This window comes from Corallococcus sp. NCSPR001 (genome assembly GCF_017309135.1).
Taxonomy (GTDB): domain Bacteria; phylum Myxococcota; class Myxococcia; order Myxococcales; family Myxococcaceae; genus Corallococcus.
This window is the reverse complement of record NZ_JAFIMS010000002.1, coordinates 6417190-6436139: the sequence shown is the minus strand read 5'-3', so window position 1 is coordinate 6436139 and position 18950 is coordinate 6417190. Positions and strand designations below refer to the sequence as shown.

Below are 18950 nucleotides of genomic sequence, written 5' to 3'. Positions count from 1 at the left end.
CTTGTCCGGCCGCCCGGGCCGTGGCGTAAATGCCCGCCCATGGACTTCCGTTATTCGGACGAGGTGCGGCGCGCGAAGGACTCCGGGCAGCCGCTGGTGGCGCTGGAGACGAGCGTCGTCGCGCAGGGCCTGCCGTACCCCGACAACCTGGCCGCCGCTCGCGCGTGCGAGGAGGCCGTGCGCCGCGCTGGCGCCGTGCCCGCGCCCATCGCGCTCGTGGACGGCGAGGTGTGGATTGGCCTGGAGGACGCCACGCTGCGCCGCCTGGCCGAGGGCAAGGAGAAGCTGCTCAAGGTGGGCTCGCGCGACCTGGCCGTGGCGGTGGCCACCCGCTCCAGCGGCGGCACCACGGTGAGCGCCACGTGCGAGCTGGCCGCGGCGGCGGGCATCCGCGTCTTCTCCACCGGTGGCATCGGCGGCGTGCACCGGGGCGCTTCCGAGCACTGGGACATCTCGCAGGACATCGCGGCCCTGTCGCGCTACCCCGTCGCCGTGGTGTGCGCGGGCGCCAAGTCCGTGTTGGATCTGCCCAAGACCATGGAGCTGTTGGAGACGGCGGGCGTGCCCGTCATCGGCGTGGGCACGAACGAGCTGCCGTCCTTCTACAGCCGCGAGTCCGGCCTCTCCCTGGAGCACCGCGCGGACGACGCGGAGACCGCCGCGCGCATCGCCCACGCTCGCTTCGAGATGCTGGGGCAGGGCGGCGTGCTCTACACGGTGCCGCCTCCGGTGGAGGCCGCGCTGCCCCGCAACGACGTGGAGCTGCACATCGCGTCGGCGCTGGCGGACGCGGACCGGCAGGGCGTGCGCGGCAAGGCCGTGACGCCGTTCCTCCTGGGCGAGATGGCGAAGCGCACCGGGGGCAAGACGCTCAAGACGAACCTGGCGCTTTTGGAGAACAACGCGCGCTTCGCGGGGGCGCTGGCCGTGGCCTACGCCCGCCTCGCGAAGCGCTGAACGCCGCGGACGGCGCTCAGGCCGTGCGGTGCTGGAACCAGGACATCAGGTCTTCCAGCGCCGCGCGGTCCACGTCGTCGAAGGTGTTCTTGTGCTCGGAGTCGATGTCGAGCACCGCGATGAGCTCGCGGTTTCGCCCGTACACCGGCACCACGATTTCAGACGCGGAGCGCCCGTCGCAGGTGATGTGGCCCGGGAACGCGTGCACGTCCGGCACCACCACCGTCTCACCCTTTGCCGCGGACGTGCCGCACACGCCCTTGCCGAAGGTGATCTCCAGGCACCCGAGCGTCCCCTGGTAGGGGCCCACGCGCAGCAGCTTCCCGGGCGTCACCACCCGGTAGAAGCCGGTCCACAGGTGGCCGAAGGCGTTGTGCAGCAGGCAGCTCATCGTCGCCATCGCGCAGATGTCGTCATCCACGCCTTCGAGGATGGCGAGCGCGTGGGTCGTCAGCTCCGCGTATGCCTCGGTCTTGGGCTGACCGCGCAGATCCAGGGTGACTTCGGCCATGATGGGATCCTCTGTCAGGAATTACGACCCGCCCCTTCTAACAACCCCCGTGCCGGCTGGCACTCTGGAGGTCGTGTGGAACCGCTCGTCCTGGATTCGAAAACCCGCCTGCTCGTCCTCACCGGCGCCGGAGTCTCCGCGGAGAGCGGGGTGCCCACCTTCCGGGGCATGAACGGGCTCTGGGAGAACCACCCCGTGGAGGCGGTGGCATCCCCGCAGGGCTTCGAGTCGAACCCCGCGCTCGTCTGGCGCTTCTACTCGCAGCGCCGGGCGGGGGCCGCGGACGTGAAGCCCAACCCGGGCCACGACGCGCTGGTGCACTGGGAGCAGCACCTGGGGGACCGCTTCCTCCTGGCCACGCAGAACGTGGACGGCCTGCACACGAAGGCGGGCAGCCAGCGCGTGGTGGACATGCACGGCAACCTCTTCCGCACGAAGTGCGCGGACTGCCAGCGCGCGCCCTTCGCGGACACCACCGTGCATCCGTCGGGCACCGTGCCGAAGTGCGACAGCTGCGGGGGCCGGCTGCGGCCGGACATCGTCTGGTTCGGGGAGATGCTGGACCCCAAGGACCTGGCGCGCATTGGCGACTTCATCACGCGCGACGACGGCACGCGGCTGGTGTTCCTGGCCGCGGGCACGTCCGGAGCGGTATGGCCCGCGGCGGGCATCGTGGACGAGGTGCGCTCCGTGCGCGGGGATACGTGGCTCGTGAACTATGAGTCCGCCGCGAACACGGAGCGCTTCCATCACTTCGTCCAGGGAATGAGCGGACAGGTGCTGCCCACCCTGGCGAAGCTCGCCTAAGCCGTCAAGCGAGATAAATCCGCCCGCCTTGTTACTCCGGGTATGCTCTGGGAATGTTATTTTCCAGCCATGCCCGGAATCCCGGGGCGGATGCCTCTGTCGGCACCGAAGCCCTCGACGCGATTCTTCAGGGCGACCCGGTGGGCGCCTACGTCCTCCTGGATGAAGACACGCGTGCCCGGTACCGGGCGGCCTGTCTGGAGATGGCGCTCGCGTCAGGGAAGTCACCCGCCCAGGTCGCGAGCGCGGCGGTCCAGTGGAGCGGGGAACGCCCGGTGGTGGATCCCCGGGACCGTCACGTGGGTGAGGTCCTGCTCTCTACCGGGCGGCGGGAGTTGGAGGTCCGGCTCGGGTGCCGGATTCCGGCGAAGACGCGCGTCGCACGTTGGATGTCGCGACACGCGGGGCCCCTCTATGTCGGCACCTTCTGTCTGCTGACGCTGCTCACGCTGGTGCAGGTGGAGCGCATGCTCGCGGCGAGCGGCGTCGTGCTCCTGGAGCGGCTGATCCTGGTGGGGCTGCTCATCCTCCCGGTCCTCGCGCTCCTCCAGGAGATCATCAACGTCGTGGTGTGGCGCCTGTGCGCGGAGCCGCCGCCGCTCCCCCGGCTGGATCCGGACCGGGTCCTCACCCCTGAGACGCGCACCCTGGTGGTCACGCCCCTGCTCGTGACACGCCTGGAGGACATCGACGCCCAGTTGCGGCGGATGGAGCTCAACTACCAGGGCAATGTTTCACCGGAGCTCTTCTTCGCGCTGCTGACCGACTTCCCCGATGCGCAAGCGAAGGACCTGCCTGGGGAGCAGGATTTGTTGCAGCACCTGGAGCGTGGCATCCAGGCACTCAACGCGCGGCAGGGGGCCTCCAACGCGCCGCGCTTCTTCCTCCTTCATCGCGAACGCCGCTGGAATCCGGTGGCGCGCCGTTGGATGGGCTGGGAGCGCAAGCGCGGCAAGCTGGAGGAACTCAATCGCTTGCTGCTTGGAGCGGCGGACACGAGTTACGTGGCGCCCGTGCCCCAGGTGCTACGCTCGGTCCGTTATGTGATTACTCTGGACGCGGACACCCAGTTGCTGCCCGGCACCGCGGCGCAACTGGTCGCCGTCCTCCACCATCCGTTGAACCAGGCCCGGTTCGCGGCGGACGGGCAGCGGGTCGTGTCTGGCTATTCGATGATCCAACCCGCGATGGAGAGTGAGCCCACGAAGTCCGCGTGGAGCGCGTCGCGTCACCCGAAGATGTCCATCCTCCGCAGGAAGCCGAAGCAGCGCTCCACCTTGAGCCAGAGTGCCTTCGGCGTGGACGACTTCGTCGGCAAGGGCATCTACGACGTCAAGGCCTTCTCCCGAGCCCTGGAAGGACGCATCCCGGAGAACCTCGTCCTCAGCCACGACAAGCTGGAGGGAAAGTTCTCGCGCGTCGCCTTCGCGCCAGAAATCCTGCTGTTCGAAGCACGGCAGTCCGACCTCGCGAATGACGCGCGCGTCTGGCACCGCTGGACTCGCGGCGACTGGCAGTTGCTGCCCTGGCTGCTGCCGTGGGTCCCGGCCCATGGAGGCCGTTGGGTGTCCAATCCGCTGAGCGTCCTCGACCGGTGGAAGATCCTCGCGGACATGCGCTACAGCCTGAACCTGCCTGCGTTCCTGGTCCTGCTGACCTACGGGTGGGCGTGTGCTCCCGGTGGCGGCAGTCCCTGGGCCTGGACGCTGGGCGGCGTGTTGTATCTCTGCCGCCGCTCACTGCTCTTCTTCGTCTCGGTCGTGTCGCGCAGGCTCTTGAACCACGCCTCCGCGCTTCAGCGCATGCGGGCCTTCGCGGCGGGGGGCTTCCAGACCGTGCTGTTCGCTGGAATGGAGTTGGCGAGCACGCTCCCGTTGGCTGGCATCAACCTGGATGCGATCCTCCGCGCCCTCTACCGGCTCGGCGTCGACCGGTCCCGGAGCCTCGAGTGGACCACGAACTCCCAGTCGAGCCGTGAGGTGCACGGCCGCTCCTCGCTGATGCTCCCCGAACTCTGGCGGGCCGCGGGGCTGGCGCTGCTCATCGCGGGTACGCTCGCCTTGAAGAACCCGGGCGCGCTTCCGTGGGCGGCGCCGGTGCTCGTCTCATGGATTCCCATGGTGTTCCTCGTCCGCCGGAGCCGGGCCCCTTCCTCGACGGAGGATGGCGCGACGGCGGAGCTGCGGGCGCTGGCACGACAGTGCTGGGCGCTCCATGAACAGCACGCCTCACGTGTGGCGCCCTCTCCGGACGGCGTCGCGGAGCTCACCCCCGTCGACGCGGCCCTCGGGTTGCTGACGCCGTTGAGCGCGTATCACCTGGGCTGCCTGGAGGCGCCGGAGCTGGAGCCGAGGCTCGCGGAGGCCCTGGCCCTCATCGAGTCGCTGGAGCGCTTCCGGGGGCATCTGTACGCCCGCTATGACGCCCGGACGCGGCGTCCACTCGAACCTGCGTCCATCTCCACCTCGGAGAGCGGGATGCTGGCCGCGGCGCTCCTGTCCATCGAGAGCGCTCTGCACGCGATGCGCCTCGCGGGCCGGGCGTCAGCGGTGTCCCTGGATGAGGGAGGCGCTGCGCGCCTGGAGGCCCTGGAGGGCCGGGCGCACGTGCTTCGGGAGGCCATGGACTTCACCTTCCTCCATGACGCGTCCATGGGCCTGTTCCACGTTGGATACGACGTGGCGGCGCGCACTCCCTCCGCCGGTCACCACGACGAGCTCGCCTCGGCGGGTCTCCTGGCGGGCTTCATCGCGGTGGCCCAGCGGCAGGTGCCCCTGCGCCACTGGCGCGCGCTGCTGGAGTCGCACATGCGGGTCCGCGCTCCTGGGACAGCGCGGGCCCCTCCACCGGCGGACGAGCAGCTGTCGCCCTTCGTGTTCCTCGACTCGCCCCCGGCGACGCTGTTGGGGGACGCGGCACGCTCGGGCGTGGACGCGAGGCTCGAGGCGGAAACGCCTGTCCATGTCCAGGCGCTCACGCTGCGCTTCAACGCCCGGGATGCGGGAGCTCGCCTCCAGCGGAGCTTGAGCGCCCTGCCGGAGGTCCCGCGCCGTTCCCTGGGCATGGCCCTGCTGGCACTGACCAACGCCGCGTGTGACGACATCCTGGTCCAGCAGTTCCACCAGCATTGGCGGACCGCCTGGCTCGAGGCACTGGTGTACGAGACGAAGGAGGCGCCATGACGGCGGTGAGCAGGACGGAGAAGTCGGAGGAGGTGTCCGATCAGCAGGGACGCCTGGCCGCGCTCCGCAACATCCTTCCCGTGCTCCGCATCGTGTGGGAGGCGGGGCCCCGCACGGTGGTGGCGCACGGAGTGCTCCGCTCGCTCGCGGCGTTGTGTCCGCTGGCGGTGTTGCTCGTGGCCCGGTGGATCGTCGATGGCGTCGTGGCCACGGCCGGAACGGGGCAGGGCATGACGCCCCGGCTCTGGGGCCTGGTCGCGCTGGAGTTCGGCCTCGCGATCCTGGGGGCGGTGCTGAACCGGGGCATCGAGCACATGAACGTGGTGCTGCGTGAGCAATACACGCGGCACATCAGCCTGCGTCTGATGGACCAGGCGTCGCGGCTGGACCTGTCGACCTACGAGGATCCGGGCTTCCATGACCGGCTGGAGCGGGCGCGGGCCCAGGCCACGGACCGGCTGATGATGGTTGCCGCCATCGCCCGCTTCCTGCAACTCGGGCTGACCACGGTGAGCCTGTGCGCGGGCATCGTGCTGTATTCGCCGTGGCTGCTCCTCAACATCGCGGTGTGCCTGGTGCCCGCCGCGCTGGGCGAGGCCTGGTTCGGGGCGCGCGGCTACGCGATGAACTTCCGGCACACGCCCAGGCGGCGCGAATTGGACTACCTGCGGCAGTTGGGGGCGAGCCGGGAGAACGCGAAGGAGCTGAAGATCTTCGGGCTCAGCCCCTTCCTGATGCATCGCTATGACGCCGTGTCGAAGGAGCTCATGCGGGACGTCGTGGGGTTGTCGGGGCGCGCGCTCTTCGGGCTCTCGCTGCTCTCGGTGGTGAGCTCGTTCGGCTACTACGGCGCCTATGCCTTCGTCATCCACCAGGCGGCGAGCGGCGTGTTGTCCGTGGGCGAACTCACGTTCCTGGCGGGCGCCATCGCGGGCGCGAACCGGACCCTCCAGGAGCTCTCCATCACCGGGGCGGGGATCGCGGACCAGTCGCTCTACCTCCGCGACATGCTGTCTTTCTTTGCCCTCAAGCCCTCCATCCATTCCCGGCCCGACGCGCTCCCGGTGCCCCGGCCCATCCGCAAGGGCCTGGAGTTCCGCGACGTGACATTCATCTATCCGGGCCGGCCGGAGCCCATCCTCCAGGGCGTCAACTTCCACATCGCTCCCGGCGAGCGCATCGCGCTCATTGGAGAGAACGGCCAGGGCAAGACGACGCTCGTGAAGCTGCTGATGCGCCTCTACGAGCCGACCTCCGGGCAGATCCTCCTGGATGGAGTGGACCTCAAGGACTACCGCCTGGAGGACCTGTGGAACGAGGTGGGGGTCATCTTCCAGGACTTCGCCCGCTATGAGATGTCGGCCCGCCAGAACATCGCGGTGGGGCGCATCGAGCAGCACGAGGACGACGAGCGCATCGTGGACGCCGCCCGCAAGAGCCAGGCGGACACCGTCATCGACAAGCTGCCGGCCCGCTACGCGCAGATGTTGGGGCGGCGCTTCGACGGTGGGCTCGAACTGTCGGGAGGCGAGTGGCAGCGCATCGCGCTCGCCCGCGCTTACTTGCGCGACGCGCAGATCCTCGTGCTGGACGAACCCACCGCCGCGCTCGACGCGCGCGCCGAGCTGGATGTGTTCAACCGCTTCGGCGAGCTGTCCAGCGGGAAGATGGCGCTGCTCATCTCGCACCGCTTCTCCACGGTGAAGATGGCCGACCGCATCTTCGTCCTGGCGAACGGGAAGATTGTCGAAGAGGGCCACCACGAGCACCTGATGGCGGCGGGTGGGCGCTACGCGACGATGTACGAGCTTCAGGCCTCCCGCTACCGCTGAGGATGCCTTGTCGTGGATGTCATTGACTACTTGTTGTTTCGGGAAAGGGGAGAAACACCATGATCGAGCCGCGAACGTTGGATGAAACCAAGCTGGTCATCTGGGATCTCGACGATACCTTCTGGTTGGGGACCCTGACGGAAGGGGGGATCCGATACCAGCAGGAGCTTCACGACGCCGTGATCCGGCTCGCTGAGCTTGGCATCATGAGCTCCATCGCGAGCAACAACGACCATGAGACCGTCCGAGAGGTGCTGCGCCATCACGGGCTCTGGGAGTACTTCATCTTTCCCGCGATCCATTGGGGCACCAAGCCGGAGATGGTTCGCGCCATCCTCGCCAACGCCCAGCTTCGGCCGGCCAACACGCTGTTCTTGGATGACAAGCTCCGGCTCCGCGAAGCCGTCGCCGCCGAACTGCCCGAGCTTCTCGCGGTCGACACGGCCGATGCGTTCCTCCCTGCGTTCCGCTCCTGGTCGTCGGGTCGCGTTGCTTCCGGCGCCGGGGTCGAGCGCCTCGCGCATTACAAGCTTCTGGAGTCGAAGGAGGAGGCCCGCTCCAGGTTCGTGTCCCACGGTGCGGGCTCCGCGCAGGATTTCCTCAGGGCGTCGGATGTGGTCTGCACGGTGCAGTCCATTCCAGAGTCGATGTTTGACCGCATCCTCGAGCTCGTCTTGCGGACGAACCAGCTCAACTACACCCAGAAGCGCCTCTCCGCCAAGGCACTGCGCGCGTTGCTGGCCCAGCCGACGGTCGAGTGTGGCGCGGTCTCCGTGCGAGACCGTTTTGGCGATTACGGCGTGTGTGGCTTCTACGTGTTGGAGAAGTCTCCAGAGCCCGTGCTGAGCCACTTCCTGTTCTCATGCCGGATCCTCCAGATGGGAGTCGAGGAGGCCCTCTATCAATGGCTCGGTCGTCCGCGGATCGAACCCGCCGCCGGACAGCAGGATGCGGTCACGAACCTCGCCGCTCGCGCTCCCGGGGTGGACTGGGTGACGCTCGTCGACGCACGCGCCCAGAGCCCGGAGGAGGCCGCTGCAGCCGCCGCCCCGGGCAAGGAGGGCAGGTCTGGAACTGGAGGGCGCCTGCTCATGGTCGGCCCTTGCGAGCTGGAGATCATCGGCGCGGGTTTGGAGTCGTATGGACGTGGAATCGTGGAGTCTTCCCTGGCCGTGACGTTCCGGGCCGATGACGGGCGGATCATTCGGCAGTTCGGACATGCGTCCTGGCTGCGGCTCGCGGCGGCTCCGCATCTGGTGGAGCGGTGGGCGGAGGACCTCGAGATGCTCCCCTGGTACCACCCGACGCTCGTGGATGGCCGGATGGCGGACGGAGGGGGAAACAAGGTCGTGGTGATTTCGTCGGTGCGCAACGCGCAGGCCGCTGTCTACCGCCACGTGAGTGGCGAGTTCACGGTCCCGTTCGACTACTTCGGCACGCTACTGGGAGGGCTCGACCTGACGAACCCTGACGACTGGGCACGGGCGGACTTCTATTCCGCGACGACGTATGCCGTCTCCCTGTCAGAGGAATTCCTCAAGCGTTTCTCCGAGCGCTACACCTTCGCGGGATTGCTGAGCGCCGAGGAGTACGAGCGTTGCCTGCTGCGGATCTGTGAGCTCCTTCCCGCCGACGGCCACCTCGTGGTGCTCACCGTGCCGGACCTGTCCCAGGCGCGCGTACCCGTCGGGTCCGCGCACGTGGCGGAGCGCTTCGGGCAATGGCAGCGCCAGCATCAAGCGGTGAATGACGCCATCGCCAGGGCGGCGAAGGCCTCCCGTGGGAAGATGGCTGTCCTGGACATCAACGCCCACGTCACCGAGGAGTTCGGTTTCCTGGGTTCGAAGGAGCCCAGGCCCGAGGATTCCGAGCCCGAGCAGGTGTTCGATTGGGTGTTTCACCGGTACTACCACTTCGAGCGGCAGGTCTACGTGAACCTCGGCATGGATCTGCTGCGCCAACTCAAGGCGTGGGGCGTGCTGTCCTTCGATGAGGAGCAACTGAGAGAGCGGGCCAGGCTCGTCGGCTGAGCCCGCCCTCTCGCGTCGCCATCCTGGCGCTCCGTGGCCTACGGGCCGCGGAGCACCGTGAGCCCCTTGTCGGTGAGGACGAGCAGCATGCTCGGCGTCACGGTGGGCTCGTAGACGAGCTGTTTCACCTGCTGGCCGGGCACGTCGCGCACCTGGCTCAGCGTGGTGCCGTCCGCCTCCAGCCGCCAGAGGCCGGCGCCGTCCGTGCCGATGTAGAGCGCGCCGTCGTCCGTCGCCTTGAGCGAGAGGATGCGGTTGGACGGCAACCCCGCGAGCTTCGACCAGTTGCCCGTGGAGCGGTTCTTCGGCGTCAGCGCCCAGACGCCGTACTCCTTGCTGCCCAGGTAGTAGCGGCCGGAGCGGACCTGTTCGAAGGCGCGCCAGTAGTCATCGGTGGCCTGGCCGTTGAGCGCGTCGTTGAAGCTCTTGAACGACCAGGGCGTGGGGCCTTCCCATGTGAACTCGCGGTCCCACTCCTCCAGCTTGGGGCTGGGCACGAGCACGCCGACCATCTGCTCGTTGGCGACGAGGACGTCCCCGTTCTGCCCGATGCCCAGGCCGTGCATGTAGGGGCACTGCAGCGAGCCCCACTCCGAGCCGTTCTCGTAGAGGTACCAGCCCGGGTGGCGGTGGCTGTTGTAGACGAGCCCCTGGATGCGCGTCACGCCGTGGTTGGTGGTGATGTAGAGGTCGCCGCGGTCGCGGCCGCGCGTCACGCGGGCGCAGTTGAGGACGGTGCGGTCCTCCTCGTAGTGGAAGTCATTCGTGTTGTGGATGCCCGCCTCGCGGCCCGCGTTCGACGCGCCGGTGGTCCGCCAGAGGTGCTCCTCGAGCTTGACGGTGCCGTCCGGCTGGAGGCGGACCGCGTCGAGGTCTCCCTTGCGGTACTCGGCGAAGCGCTCGGGGGAGTAGCCCGCCTCGCCCCTCCAGGGGATGTACGTGCGCTGCTCGATGCCCTCCGCGCGCTTCATCTCGTTGGCGGAATAGCCCACGTAGGCGCGTCCGGCCTCACCGCCGCAGATGACGGTGGAGTCGGTCGCGAGCGCGTCCGGACCGAAGGGCTCCGCCGCCTGCCCGACGTTGGAGCTCCACGTGGGCCGGGTGTCGCCCGGGCGCAGCACGCCGATGCGGCGGCCATCGAGGATCCAGAGGTTGAGCCCTTCATCGAGCCCGACGCTCTGGGGTCTCTCGACGCCGAACGTGCGCGTGTAGTCGAGCACCGCGTCCGTGGGCCAGGGGCCTGCGCCGGGCGTCTGGCCCGTGCCACCATCGGAGTCCGGCGGCGGTGTCCCCGAGTCAGGGGTTCCGCCGGCATCGGGTGTCCCGCCATCTTCATCCGGAGGGGGCGTGCCGGCATCCGGAATGGAACCCGGAGGGGGGAGCGAGGGAACTTCGTTTCCATCGGATGGATCCGCGGTGGTTCCCTCCTGCGGGTCAACTGTCGGGGACTCGTCGCTGCAACCCGCCGACAACAAAGAGATGACCACCAACCCCGTCCCCACCACGCCTGCGCGAATACCCATTCCGTGTCTTCCTCCATGAACGCTCCATGGCAAGACACGGGCCAGCGTGTTTCGCGAGCACGCCGCCCGAGGAAGGCCTATTCGCCGTGCCCCGCGCGCTCCCCGACGAAGAGCCTGCGCGTGTCCACTTGCGCGAGGCACCGTGCGCCGCTCGCGGAGCACGCGACAGGCTTGAGGCCCACCGCATCACACCAGGGGCGCCGCGGTTCAGGCGATGAGCACAGGCCGTCAATGCCGGGGGGCGGCGGCATCACGTCCCGCGCCCACGCCATGAAATCACCGGGAGACTCCGTCCGGGCCGCGCCTTCAATCATCACGAGGGTGGGCTTTCCGTCACGTTCGGCACTGACGCCAAGCACATTGCCCGCGAAACACAGTTGCGTGAAACCGAACGTGAGGTGTTCGTCGCTGTGGAGCACCTCGCGTACTTCGCCCGTGCCGACGTCGATGATGACAATGACCGAGCGATCCTTCTGTCCGTAGCCCTGGGATTGTCCGTTGACGTGTCCCGGCGTGACGAGCGCGAGTGCCAACTGCCGCGGCGTACTGGCGATGGCCGTGCAGAGCCCCGGCATTTCGAAGACGTCGCGACCTTCAATCGCGACCGCTGACCGTCCCAAGCGCCACCACGCCGTGACGAGCCGCTCTCCCGCGAACGCACCCACGGCATGCGTCGTCGGTTCATTGAACACGCGCTCGAAGTCCCGGTACACCGCATGGCCATTCACGCGCTCACCCACGAGGGCACGGGTGAGTCGAGTGACAAGGTGTCGCCGCTGGTGGGGACTGCGCTCCTCGAGTTCCGCGATACCGAGGTCCCTCGCGGTGTGCAGGAGGAACTCGCTTCCTCCGTCTTCGCCGAGAGACCAACTCTGTCTCGAAGCCAGCGCGCGGGGTGTGTTCGCTCGGAGGCGCGCGTACGCAGAACAGGGAGCGTGGCACGCCGGGTTCAAGCTCGACCGGAACCCCGAGCCAGCGAGCGACCTTTTCAACGAAGACGGCGCCCGATGCGGAGGTCGCCGCATCGATGCTTCCGCTGGTGATCAATACGCTCTCGTCGAGCACGTAGCGCGTGTCAAGTGGGTGCTCCTCCACCGCGAGCTTCACCCGAAGCGGAGGTTTCTTTTCGAGCGCGGGGCGCATGAAGGACAACACGCGTGCGGAGGGAATCTCATCGCCCTCGATGAGCTTCAGCGAGACGTCGGCCCAGTGCTGTCCGGCGAGCGTTTCGAGCAACGCGTCGAATCCATCGGAGGAGGAGTGCTCGAGCGCTTCCTGGATGGAATCGGGAATGCCCGGGCCTTCAATCCTGGGCTCGAGCCGGTGCTCCTCGATTTCGACGCCATGGAAGCTCGCGCCGTCCATCGAGTAGCCGGACAGCACGACTTCACCCGTCGGCGCGGCCTGGGCAATCACCATCGCCGTGCCATCATACAGAGAGACATGCAGGGCTTCGCACCCGAGCACGCGCGCGATGCGTCCCAGTCTGTGCTCACCGGAGGCTCCGGGTTCCGCGAGCAGCTCCAACGGAGCCGTCTTGACGACGGACCAGCCGCCGACTCCTGCTCCGAGCGCGAGGGACCACCGGTCGGAGGTCGCGCCGGTTCCGTACTGCATCCGATCCCATGTCTCGCGCTTGCGCCGCACGTAGGGCGCCGTCACGAGGCCTTCCGCGAGGCAGCTATCCCGGATGGCCCGTCCCAGCGAGTCGAGGTCATCCGTCCGGAAGAGCGTCACCTGTCCCCATTCACCCATGGGCGCCGTATATCGAAAGCGGGGGACGAGCGCCCTGTCAGGCGGGCTCAAACCGTCGCGTCAGCGCGGCGCGTGCGCGGCCCTTATGGGCGTGCCTTCCAGTACCCTTCGCCAAGAGCCCCGCCATGTCCCAGGAACGCTTCACGACCAGCCGCGAGGTGTATCACCGGATCCGGTGGGACTCGCGGATCGACGCCCGCGAGTTCGTTGTCGGTTACGATGCGCACCGCGGCGCGATGGAGGAGATGCCCTTCGAGGCGTTCATCCCCGACGGCGAGATTCCGTGGCACCGCGTCTGGTACTTCAAGCGCGGGACCCAGGTGGTGTGGGACCGCAAGGCGCGCATCGACCTGGTGAGCAACGCCCGGCCCGTGGAGGAGGCGCCCGCGCCACCTCCGAGTATCACGGTGCCAGGGTTCACCCCCTTGCCCGCATGGCGGTACGACGCGCGCTCGGGAGCGTGGACCCAGGCCTCTCGTGAGCCGGGCCGCGCGTCTTCCTCCGCGGCGCCGCTCACCATCGCCACCTTCAACGTCCTCTTCGACCTGTACGACGCGCAGTTGCTGGCGACCGGGCGCAGGACCCCGGCGGCGCTCGCGCTGCTCCGTGAAACGGGCGCGGACGTCATCGCTCTTCAGGAAGTCACTCCGTCGTTCCTCGAAGCCCTGCTCGCGGAGCCGTGGGTCCGCGAGCGCTACTGGATGTCCGACGGTCCCGGTGCACGGACGGTGACGCCCTACGGTCAGGTGCTCCTGTCGCGCGTGCCGCTCGCCTCGGTGTGGCAGCGCGTCTTCTCCCGCGACAAGCGCGTCATCACCGCCGAACTGCATCTCTTGGGCGGTACGCTGTGGGTAGCCACGCCGCACCTGACGAGCGACCGGGACGCCTCCGGAGCCTCCGCGCGCGCCGTCCAGGTCGAGGCCCTCCTCGAATGGACCCGCGTGCTCGGTTCCACGGGTGATGCCGAAGCGCTGGACCTGGTGCTGGCCGGTGACTTCAACTTCGGCGACGGCGCGCCAGAAGCGGCATCCTTCGCTCGCGCGGGCTTCGTGGATGCGTGGTCCTCGCTGCGACCTTCGGAAGCAGGGGAGACGTTCAACCCGCGGTTGAACAGCCTGGCGGCGGTCACCACCGTCTCGGGAGCGCTCCAGCGGTTGGACCGGGTGCTGGTGATGTCTCCTTCGGGCCGGCTCGCTCCTGAGTCCGTGGAGCTCTTTGGTGAAGCGCCCCTGGCGGGACCGCCTGGGCCCACCGGGCAGGCCCTCTTCGCTTCGGATCACTTCGGTCTGCGCTGCGTCCTGCGCCGTGAGGCCATCGGGTCTCGCGAGGCGCCCTCCGCGCGCTCCTCCACGGCGCTGGTCCATCACACGGCACTGGTGCTCATCCCGCCTGACGATGTCTGGGGCCCCATCCAGGCACTGCGCAAGAAACACGACGCGAAGTTCCAGCGGTGGATGCCTCACATCACGCTGCTGTATCCCTTCGTTCCGGAAGAGGACTTCGAGACGGCGGAGGCCATCCTCGTGGATGCACTCCAGGGCGTCGAACCCTTCGACGTGACGCTTTCCTCGTTCGGCCACTTCGAGCACCGAGCCAACGCGACAGCGTGGCTCCGTCCCGACGACCAGCCCTCCGGCGCGCTGGCGGCCCTGCACGCGAAGCTCGTGGCGGCCCTCCCTGAATGCGCCTCGTCCGCCCACGGTGGCTTCACGCCCCACCTCTCCGTGGGCCAGCTCTCGCTCTCGGCGGACATCGCTCGCACGCTCGCGGAGTGGCAGCGCGCATGGCGTCCGCTGAAGTTCCGCGTGGGCGAGCTCTGCCTCATCCGGAGGAAGGGGGACACGCCCTTCGAAGTCATCCGGCGCATTCCCCTGACGCAGGCGCCTCGTGCAACCCCGGAGCACGAGGATGCTCCGCTGCGCGATGCACTGGCCTCCATCAACGCCGTCGAGTCACATGAAGGACGCGCCGCCAGGACCTCCGCCGTGGAGCAGCTGCGCCAGCATTGCGAACGGATCGGCGCCACGCTGCATCCCTACGGCTCCTATCTCCTGGGCACGGATGGCGCGGGCAGTGACGTGGACGCGGTCGCCATCGGGCCGGCGAGCCTGTCCCGTGATGACTTCGCACAAGCGCTCCTCCATGCGCTGGCACCGGGCACGGCCCGCTACGTGGCGGACGCCGCCATCCCGCTGGTGAAGCTGTCCCTCCTGGGCGTGAGCTTCGACCTCGCCTATGCGAGCCGTCCGGAGGGCGCGCCCCCGGGGGAGCCCCTGACGCTGCTCGAACGGCACGGTGAGCAGCTCGACCCCGCGGGCCTCCGCGCCGTGCTGGGGCTGGCGGACACGCTGGGCGTGATGGACGCCATCACACGTGACGCCGGACGGACCGAGCGGTTCCGGACCCTGCTGCGCGCGGTGAAGGCCTGGGCCCGGGCCCGAGGCATCTACTCGCACGCGCTGGGTTACCTCGGAGGGCTGTCGTGGACGCTGCTCGCGGCGTGGGCCTGCACCCGCGCGACCCCGGACGCCATGCGGTCCGACGCGGCGTTGCTCTCGCACTTCTTCGGGACCTTCGCCGCCTGGCCGTGGCCCCAGCCGGTGACGCTCACGGCCGAGACGGCGCGCTACCGGCCCGAAGGCAAGCGCGACCTCCTGCCCGTCATCGCCCCCTCGCTCCCGGCTCGAAACACCGCGCGCAACGTGTCGCGGTCCACCTCCCGCGTCATCCGGGAGGAACTGCTCCGTGCCCGCGAGCTCGTGGCCCGGGCCCGGGCCTCACGCGCGCCTTCGGCCTGGGCGGAACTCTTCCAGCCCCTGAGCGCCAACGAGACGCCACCGGCCGCGTTGCTCCTGTCCGTCGACGCGCCCACCGCCGAGGACCGGGACGCCGTCGCGGGTTGGATCCTCGGACATGTCACGGCCCTGGTGTACCGGCTGGAGGGTGACCGGCGCCTGTCCGTGCGTCCGCTGCAACCCGCCCAGGCCGGAGGAGCGCTGCTCATCGGTCTGGACGTGCGTGAGGCGCGGGACGCGGCCGCGCTGGCCTGGCATCCGTCCAGCCCGCTGTTCGCGGCGGTGGAGGCCTTCCGCGCGTCCTTCCAGGAATGGACGCACCGCCCATTCGGCGCGGTGCTCCAGGTCGAATGGGTGCGTGGCCATGACAGCTCACGGAGCGACGCACCCGGTTCGTAACGCCTTGCGTGTTACTTCGCTCCCGTGAGCCACGAGCCCCAGCGCACGATCCGCGTGCCGCCCTCGGGCTCGCGCTTGCCGCCCGTCACCACGCGCTCGGTGGTGTTGGCGAGCGGCTGGAAGCGCGCCTCATACGGCAGTCCCGCGAGCCCCGGCGCCCACGGGTCGGCCGCGTAGGTATCGGAGAAGGCGCGCTGGGTGCCTTCGACGTCCTCGGTGCTCTGCGTGATGAGGGCGGGCACATCGTGGCCCTCCGCGCTGAACGTGCCCCGGGTGCCGTTGGCCGCGGCGGCGGGCGGCCAGTCCTCCGTGAACACCACCTCCGAGGGCAGCCCCATCAGCAGCTCCTCCAGGGGCTCCGGCTCGGCCTGGGAGAAGTCGGAGCAGGGGGCCGCGTTGGCGTCGACGGGGCCCTCGGAGCGCAGCAGGTAGCCGCGCTCCGCGGTGAAGCAGACGCGCTGCACGCCGGGCGAGGGCCCCACGTCCACATACCGCTCGTAGTACGCGCCCGGGCCCAGGGGCCGGTCCAGCGCGGGCGCCGGGGCGCTGGCCTCGGCCGAGCCCTCGCGGACCTCTTTCAGCTTCAGCTGGTGTCCACCCGGCACGCGGAAGCCGGCGGACTCGGTGCTCGCTTCAATCAGCCCACGGGCGAGGTACAGCGGGCCCGGCGTGTTGGCGTACACGCGCGTGCGCAGCGGGCCGTCGAAGGAGCGCTGGTCGCTGACGTAGCGCACGGCCTCCCAGGAACGGCCGGCGCTGGAGGCGACCTCGGCGGTGGCCGTGCCTCCATGCGGCACGTCGAGCGGGCGCGACAGGTCCGAGCGCACCGGGATGATCAGGTCACGCGCCAGCCGCACCTGGGATTGCGGCTTGCCGCTTTCATCGCTGAAGGCCGCGCGCACCCAGACCCAGGGTTGCTGTACGGCCACCACCTCCAGCGTCAGCTGCCCCTGGATCGTGCGCGCGGTACCACCGCCGCGGGGCTCGGGGCCCCGGGTCGCGCTGAAGGAATACGTGACGCGGTCGCCCACGCGGGCACGCGCCCAGGCCTCGGAGGCCTGCACGGACGCCGTGGTGTCGGCTCGCGTGTCGGATGCGGAAGGGCCGCTCGACTTCGTGCTCTCACAGCCGGGGAGGAACGACAGGGCCGCACCCAACAGCGCGGCGATGGGGAGGGAAGGGCGCATGGTCATGGGGACGGGAAATACCGGGAGTGGATTCAATTCGCAGCTATCGCACGACCAGTGCGATTTCCCTGAATAGTGGGAGTAAATGCGACCCCGGGGAGGGTGACTGATGAGAAGACACCCTTGTCCGAAAATCGGTGGGTTGCGGGGTGGCAGGTAAAAACCACGTCACAACAAGCACTTGCGACTCAAAACGTTACGCTTTGTTACGCTCACATTCTTGGAAGCTGGAGTGCCGGTGCTCCAAGCAATTCAACAAAAGCCGGTTATTCCCTCTGGGGCACGGTTGGCCCGGCAGTTGCTCAGTGGCTGGGCAAGCTGTCCGCGGCTGACGGGAAGGTCAGGCGGCGGCGGATCTCCCCCGAACCAGAGGAACGACGAATGTTCAAGAAGGCGGCAGTCCTCGTGGCGAGCTGTGGTGCGTTGCTGTCTGGCTGCGGTACCGACCTGGAGAGCGAGAACCAGGAGATCGTCTCCAACCTGATCGAGGCCGGCTTCCCCGCGGACGACATCATGGTCGCTGACGGTCAGGTGTACGTGGGCCGTGACGCGCACGTGAGCCTGGAGGCCTCGCGCGAGATGCTCCAGCCGGCCACCCAGGAGACCCAGGAGCAGTACCGCACGACGAACCTCGTCAGCTCCACCAAGACGAAGATCTGCATCAACCCCACGTCCACGTTCAACAGCTACAGCCGCCTGAGCCAGGGCCTGGATCTGGCGATCCAGAACTACAACCAGCGCGGTCTGAGCTTCACGATGGCGCGTGGCCCCACCACGGGCTGCAGCGCGAACATCACCGCGACGGTCATGTCCGGCGCCGGCGGCTCCGCGGGCTTCCCGTCGGGCGGCAACCCCTACGGCACCATCAACATCGGCACCGGCCTGCAGAGCTACAGCGTGGACGTGAACGAGCACGTCATCACGCACGAGCTCGGCCACTGCATCGGCTTCCGTCACTCGGACTACTACAACCGCGCCATCAGCTGCGGCGGCTCCGCTTCCAACGAGGGCACGGCGGGCGTGGGCGCCATCCTCATCAGCGGCACGCCGAGCACCGCGACGGTGGGCGGCTCCATCATGAACTCCTGCTTCCGCTCGACGGAGTCCGGCGAGTTCACCAGCTCCGATATCACCGCGCTGAACGCCCTCTACTAGGCGATGGCGTCGCGACCCCTTGAGTCCTTCATGAGTCCGAGGGGTCGCGTCCTCGCGGGCACCTTCTTCCTCCTGGGCCTTGCGGCCTGTGGAAAGGAGGAGGAGCCCGCGGCTTCCCATCCGTTGGTGTGTGAGAGCCCCGCGGCGTCGCGGGTGCGTCCGCCTCCGGAGGTTCGCGGCCAGACGCAGTGTGGCCCGACCGCTGATTTCACCCCCATCAACAGCTACCAGGGCGAGTTCGCGGACGTCGCGCAGGCGGCGGAAGACGCGGTCGTCCTGATTGACGGGCGCTGCACCGGGACACTGATTGAAGCGAGCGCGGGGCCCGTGGTGGTGACGGCGGGGCACTGTGTCGCGCTCGGTGACCGGCCGCTCATCGTCTTCAACTTCGAGGACCAGCCGGACGGAGACCCGCTCATCACCGAGGGCACCGTCATCGAGCAGTCGCTCGAACCCGACTACGCCCTCATCCAGTTGGACGTGATTCCCCAGGTCACGCCGGTCCTGCTGTCGGCCGTCCCCAGCGAGCGGCTGGCCATCATCCAGCACCCCCGGGGCAAGCCCAAATCCATCGCCGAGGGCGACTACCTGGATGCCTGCGACTCGCAGGTCTACTACGTGGACCTGGACACCCTGGTCGGCAGCTCCGGCGCGGGCGTGCTCAACCGTCAGGGCCAGCTGGTGGGCGTCCACACCGACGGCGATTGCGACACGGCTGGCCGTGGCGCCAACCGGGGCTGGACGACGGAAGCGATTGTCGCGGCGTCGCCGTACCTAGTGGACGCCGACATCGTCGCGCGCTGAAGCCAGACGGAAG

At 68.7% G+C, this 18950-nt stretch carries 13 protein-coding genes; 8 read left to right on the top strand and 5 right to left on the bottom strand.

The window, feature by feature from the left end; all coding sequences use genetic code 11:
• Positions 1-39 precede the first annotated feature (39 nt).
• The gene (locus JYJ93_RS27680) at positions 40-957 is read left to right on the top strand and encodes a pseudouridine-5'-phosphate glycosidase (RefSeq protein WP_206796991.1); all 918 of its coding nucleotides are present in this window, start codon (positions 40-42) and stop codon (positions 955-957) included.
• 16 nt (positions 958-973) lie between these two features.
• Here the strand turns inward: JYJ93_RS27680 and JYJ93_RS27675 are convergent, their stop codons facing one another.
• On the bottom strand, positions 974-1468 hold the full coding sequence (locus JYJ93_RS27675) for a GAF domain-containing protein (protein ID WP_206796989.1): 495 nt from the start codon (positions 1466-1468) through the stop codon (positions 974-976).
• Positions 1469-1543: 75 nt separating this feature from the next.
• Here JYJ93_RS27675 and JYJ93_RS27670 point away from each other — a divergent pair, with 75 nt between their 5' ends.
• From JYJ93_RS27670 to JYJ93_RS27655, 4 genes are read left to right on the top strand one after another with little or no spacing between them, the layout of a single operon-like run.
• Entirely contained in the window at positions 1544-2275 is a 732-nt protein-coding gene (locus tag JYJ93_RS27670; protein ID WP_206796987.1) for an NAD-dependent deacylase, read from the top strand.
• 53 nt (positions 2276-2328) lie between these two features.
• Entirely contained in the window at positions 2329-5457 is a 3129-nt protein-coding gene (locus JYJ93_RS27665; protein WP_206796985.1) for a hypothetical protein, read from the top strand.
• Positions 5454-7289 (top strand): ABC transporter ATP-binding protein, encoded by a 1836-nt coding sequence (locus tag JYJ93_RS27660; RefSeq protein WP_206796982.1) that lies wholly within the window; start codon positions 5454-5456, stop codon positions 7287-7289. Before JYJ93_RS27665 ends, JYJ93_RS27660 begins: the two co-directional genes overlap by 4 nt.
• Positions 7290-7348: 59 nt before the next feature.
• Positions 7349-9319 (top strand): hypothetical protein, encoded by a 1971-nt coding sequence (locus JYJ93_RS27655; RefSeq protein ID WP_206796973.1) that lies wholly within the window; start codon positions 7349-7351, stop codon positions 9317-9319.
• A gap of 38 nt (positions 9320-9357) precedes the next feature.
• Here the strand turns inward: JYJ93_RS27655 and JYJ93_RS27650 are convergent, their stop codons facing one another.
• The 3 genes from JYJ93_RS27650 to JYJ93_RS27640 form a co-directional block, all read right to left on the bottom strand.
• Positions 9358-10842 carry a two-component regulator propeller domain-containing protein gene (locus tag JYJ93_RS27650; protein ID WP_206796971.1) on the bottom strand — a complete coding sequence of 495 codons (1485 nt, stop codon included), beginning with the start codon at positions 10840-10842 and terminating at the stop codon, positions 9358-9360.
• 77 nt (positions 10843-10919) lie between these two features.
• Positions 10920-11570 (bottom strand): hypothetical protein, encoded by a 651-nt coding sequence (locus tag JYJ93_RS27645; RefSeq protein ID WP_206796970.1) that lies wholly within the window; start codon positions 11568-11570, stop codon positions 10920-10922.
• Between the two features lie 4 nt (positions 11571-11574).
• A complete protein-coding gene (locus JYJ93_RS27640; protein ID WP_206796968.1) occupies positions 11575-12597 on the bottom strand; it encodes a hypothetical protein in 1023 nt (340 codons plus the stop codon).
• A 125-nt stretch (positions 12598-12722) separates the two neighbouring features.
• On the opposite strand from JYJ93_RS27640, the gene JYJ93_RS27635 reads away from it, so the two are divergent.
• On the top strand, positions 12723-15791 hold the full coding sequence (locus JYJ93_RS27635; RefSeq protein WP_206796966.1) for a poly(A) polymerase: 3069 nt from the start codon (positions 12723-12725) through the stop codon (positions 15789-15791).
• Positions 15792-15802: 11 nt separating this feature from the next.
• On the opposite strand, the gene JYJ93_RS27630 is transcribed toward JYJ93_RS27635, so the two are convergent.
• Positions 15803-16984 (bottom strand): DUF6068 family protein, encoded by a 1182-nt coding sequence (locus JYJ93_RS27630; RefSeq protein WP_206796964.1) that lies wholly within the window; start codon positions 16982-16984, stop codon positions 15803-15805.
• A gap of 375 nt (positions 16985-17359) precedes the next feature.
• On the opposite strand from JYJ93_RS27630, the gene JYJ93_RS27625 reads away from it, so the two are divergent.
• Both JYJ93_RS27625 and JYJ93_RS27620 read left to right on the top strand, forming a co-directional pair.
• Positions 17360-18133, top strand: coding sequence for a zinc-dependent metalloprotease (locus tag JYJ93_RS27625; protein ID WP_206796962.1), 774 nt, complete (start codon positions 17360-17362; stop codon positions 18131-18133).
• Positions 18134-18136: 3 nt separating this feature from the next.
• Positions 18137-18937, top strand: a complete 801-nt coding sequence (locus tag JYJ93_RS27620; protein ID WP_206796960.1) for a serine protease — start codon at positions 18137-18139, stop codon at positions 18935-18937.
• Positions 18938-18950: the final 13 nt, after the last annotated feature.

Excerpts from the sequence above, each read along its gene's own strand:
- JYJ93_RS27680 (WP_206796991.1), top strand. The coding sequence starts at position 40 with ATGGACTTCCGTTATTCGGACGAGGTGCGGCGCGCGAAGGACTCCGGG.
- JYJ93_RS27650 (WP_206796971.1), bottom strand. The coding sequence starts at position 10,842 with ATGGGTATTCGCGCAGGCGTGGTGGGGACGGGGTTGGTGGTCATCTCT.
- JYJ93_RS27620 (WP_206796960.1), top strand. The coding sequence starts at position 18,137 with ATGGCGTCGCGACCCCTTGAGTCCTTCATGAGTCCGAGGGGTCGCGTC.
- JYJ93_RS27625 (WP_206796962.1), top strand. The coding sequence starts at position 17,360 with ATGTTCAAGAAGGCGGCAGTCCTCGTGGCGAGCTGTGGTGCGTTGCTG.
- JYJ93_RS27665 (WP_206796985.1), top strand. The coding sequence starts at position 2,329 with ATGTTATTTTCCAGCCATGCCCGGAATCCCGGGGCGGATGCCTCTGTC.
- JYJ93_RS27635 (WP_206796966.1), top strand. The coding sequence starts at position 12,723 with ATGTCCCAGGAACGCTTCACGACCAGCCGCGAGGTGTATCACCGGATC.
- JYJ93_RS27655 (WP_206796973.1), top strand. The coding sequence starts at position 7,349 with ATGATCGAGCCGCGAACGTTGGATGAAACCAAGCTGGTCATCTGGGAT.
- JYJ93_RS27630 (WP_206796964.1), bottom strand. The coding sequence starts at position 16,984 with ATGACCATGCGCCCTTCCCTCCCCATCGCCGCGCTGTTGGGTGCGGCC.
- JYJ93_RS27640 (WP_206796968.1), bottom strand. The coding sequence starts at position 12,597 with ATGGGTGAATGGGGACAGGTGACGCTCTTCCGGACGGATGACCTCGAC.
- JYJ93_RS27660 (WP_206796982.1), top strand. The coding sequence starts at position 5,454 with ATGACGGCGGTGAGCAGGACGGAGAAGTCGGAGGAGGTGTCCGATCAG.
- JYJ93_RS27675 (WP_206796989.1), bottom strand. The coding sequence starts at position 1,468 with ATGGCCGAAGTCACCCTGGATCTGCGCGGTCAGCCCAAGACCGAGGCA.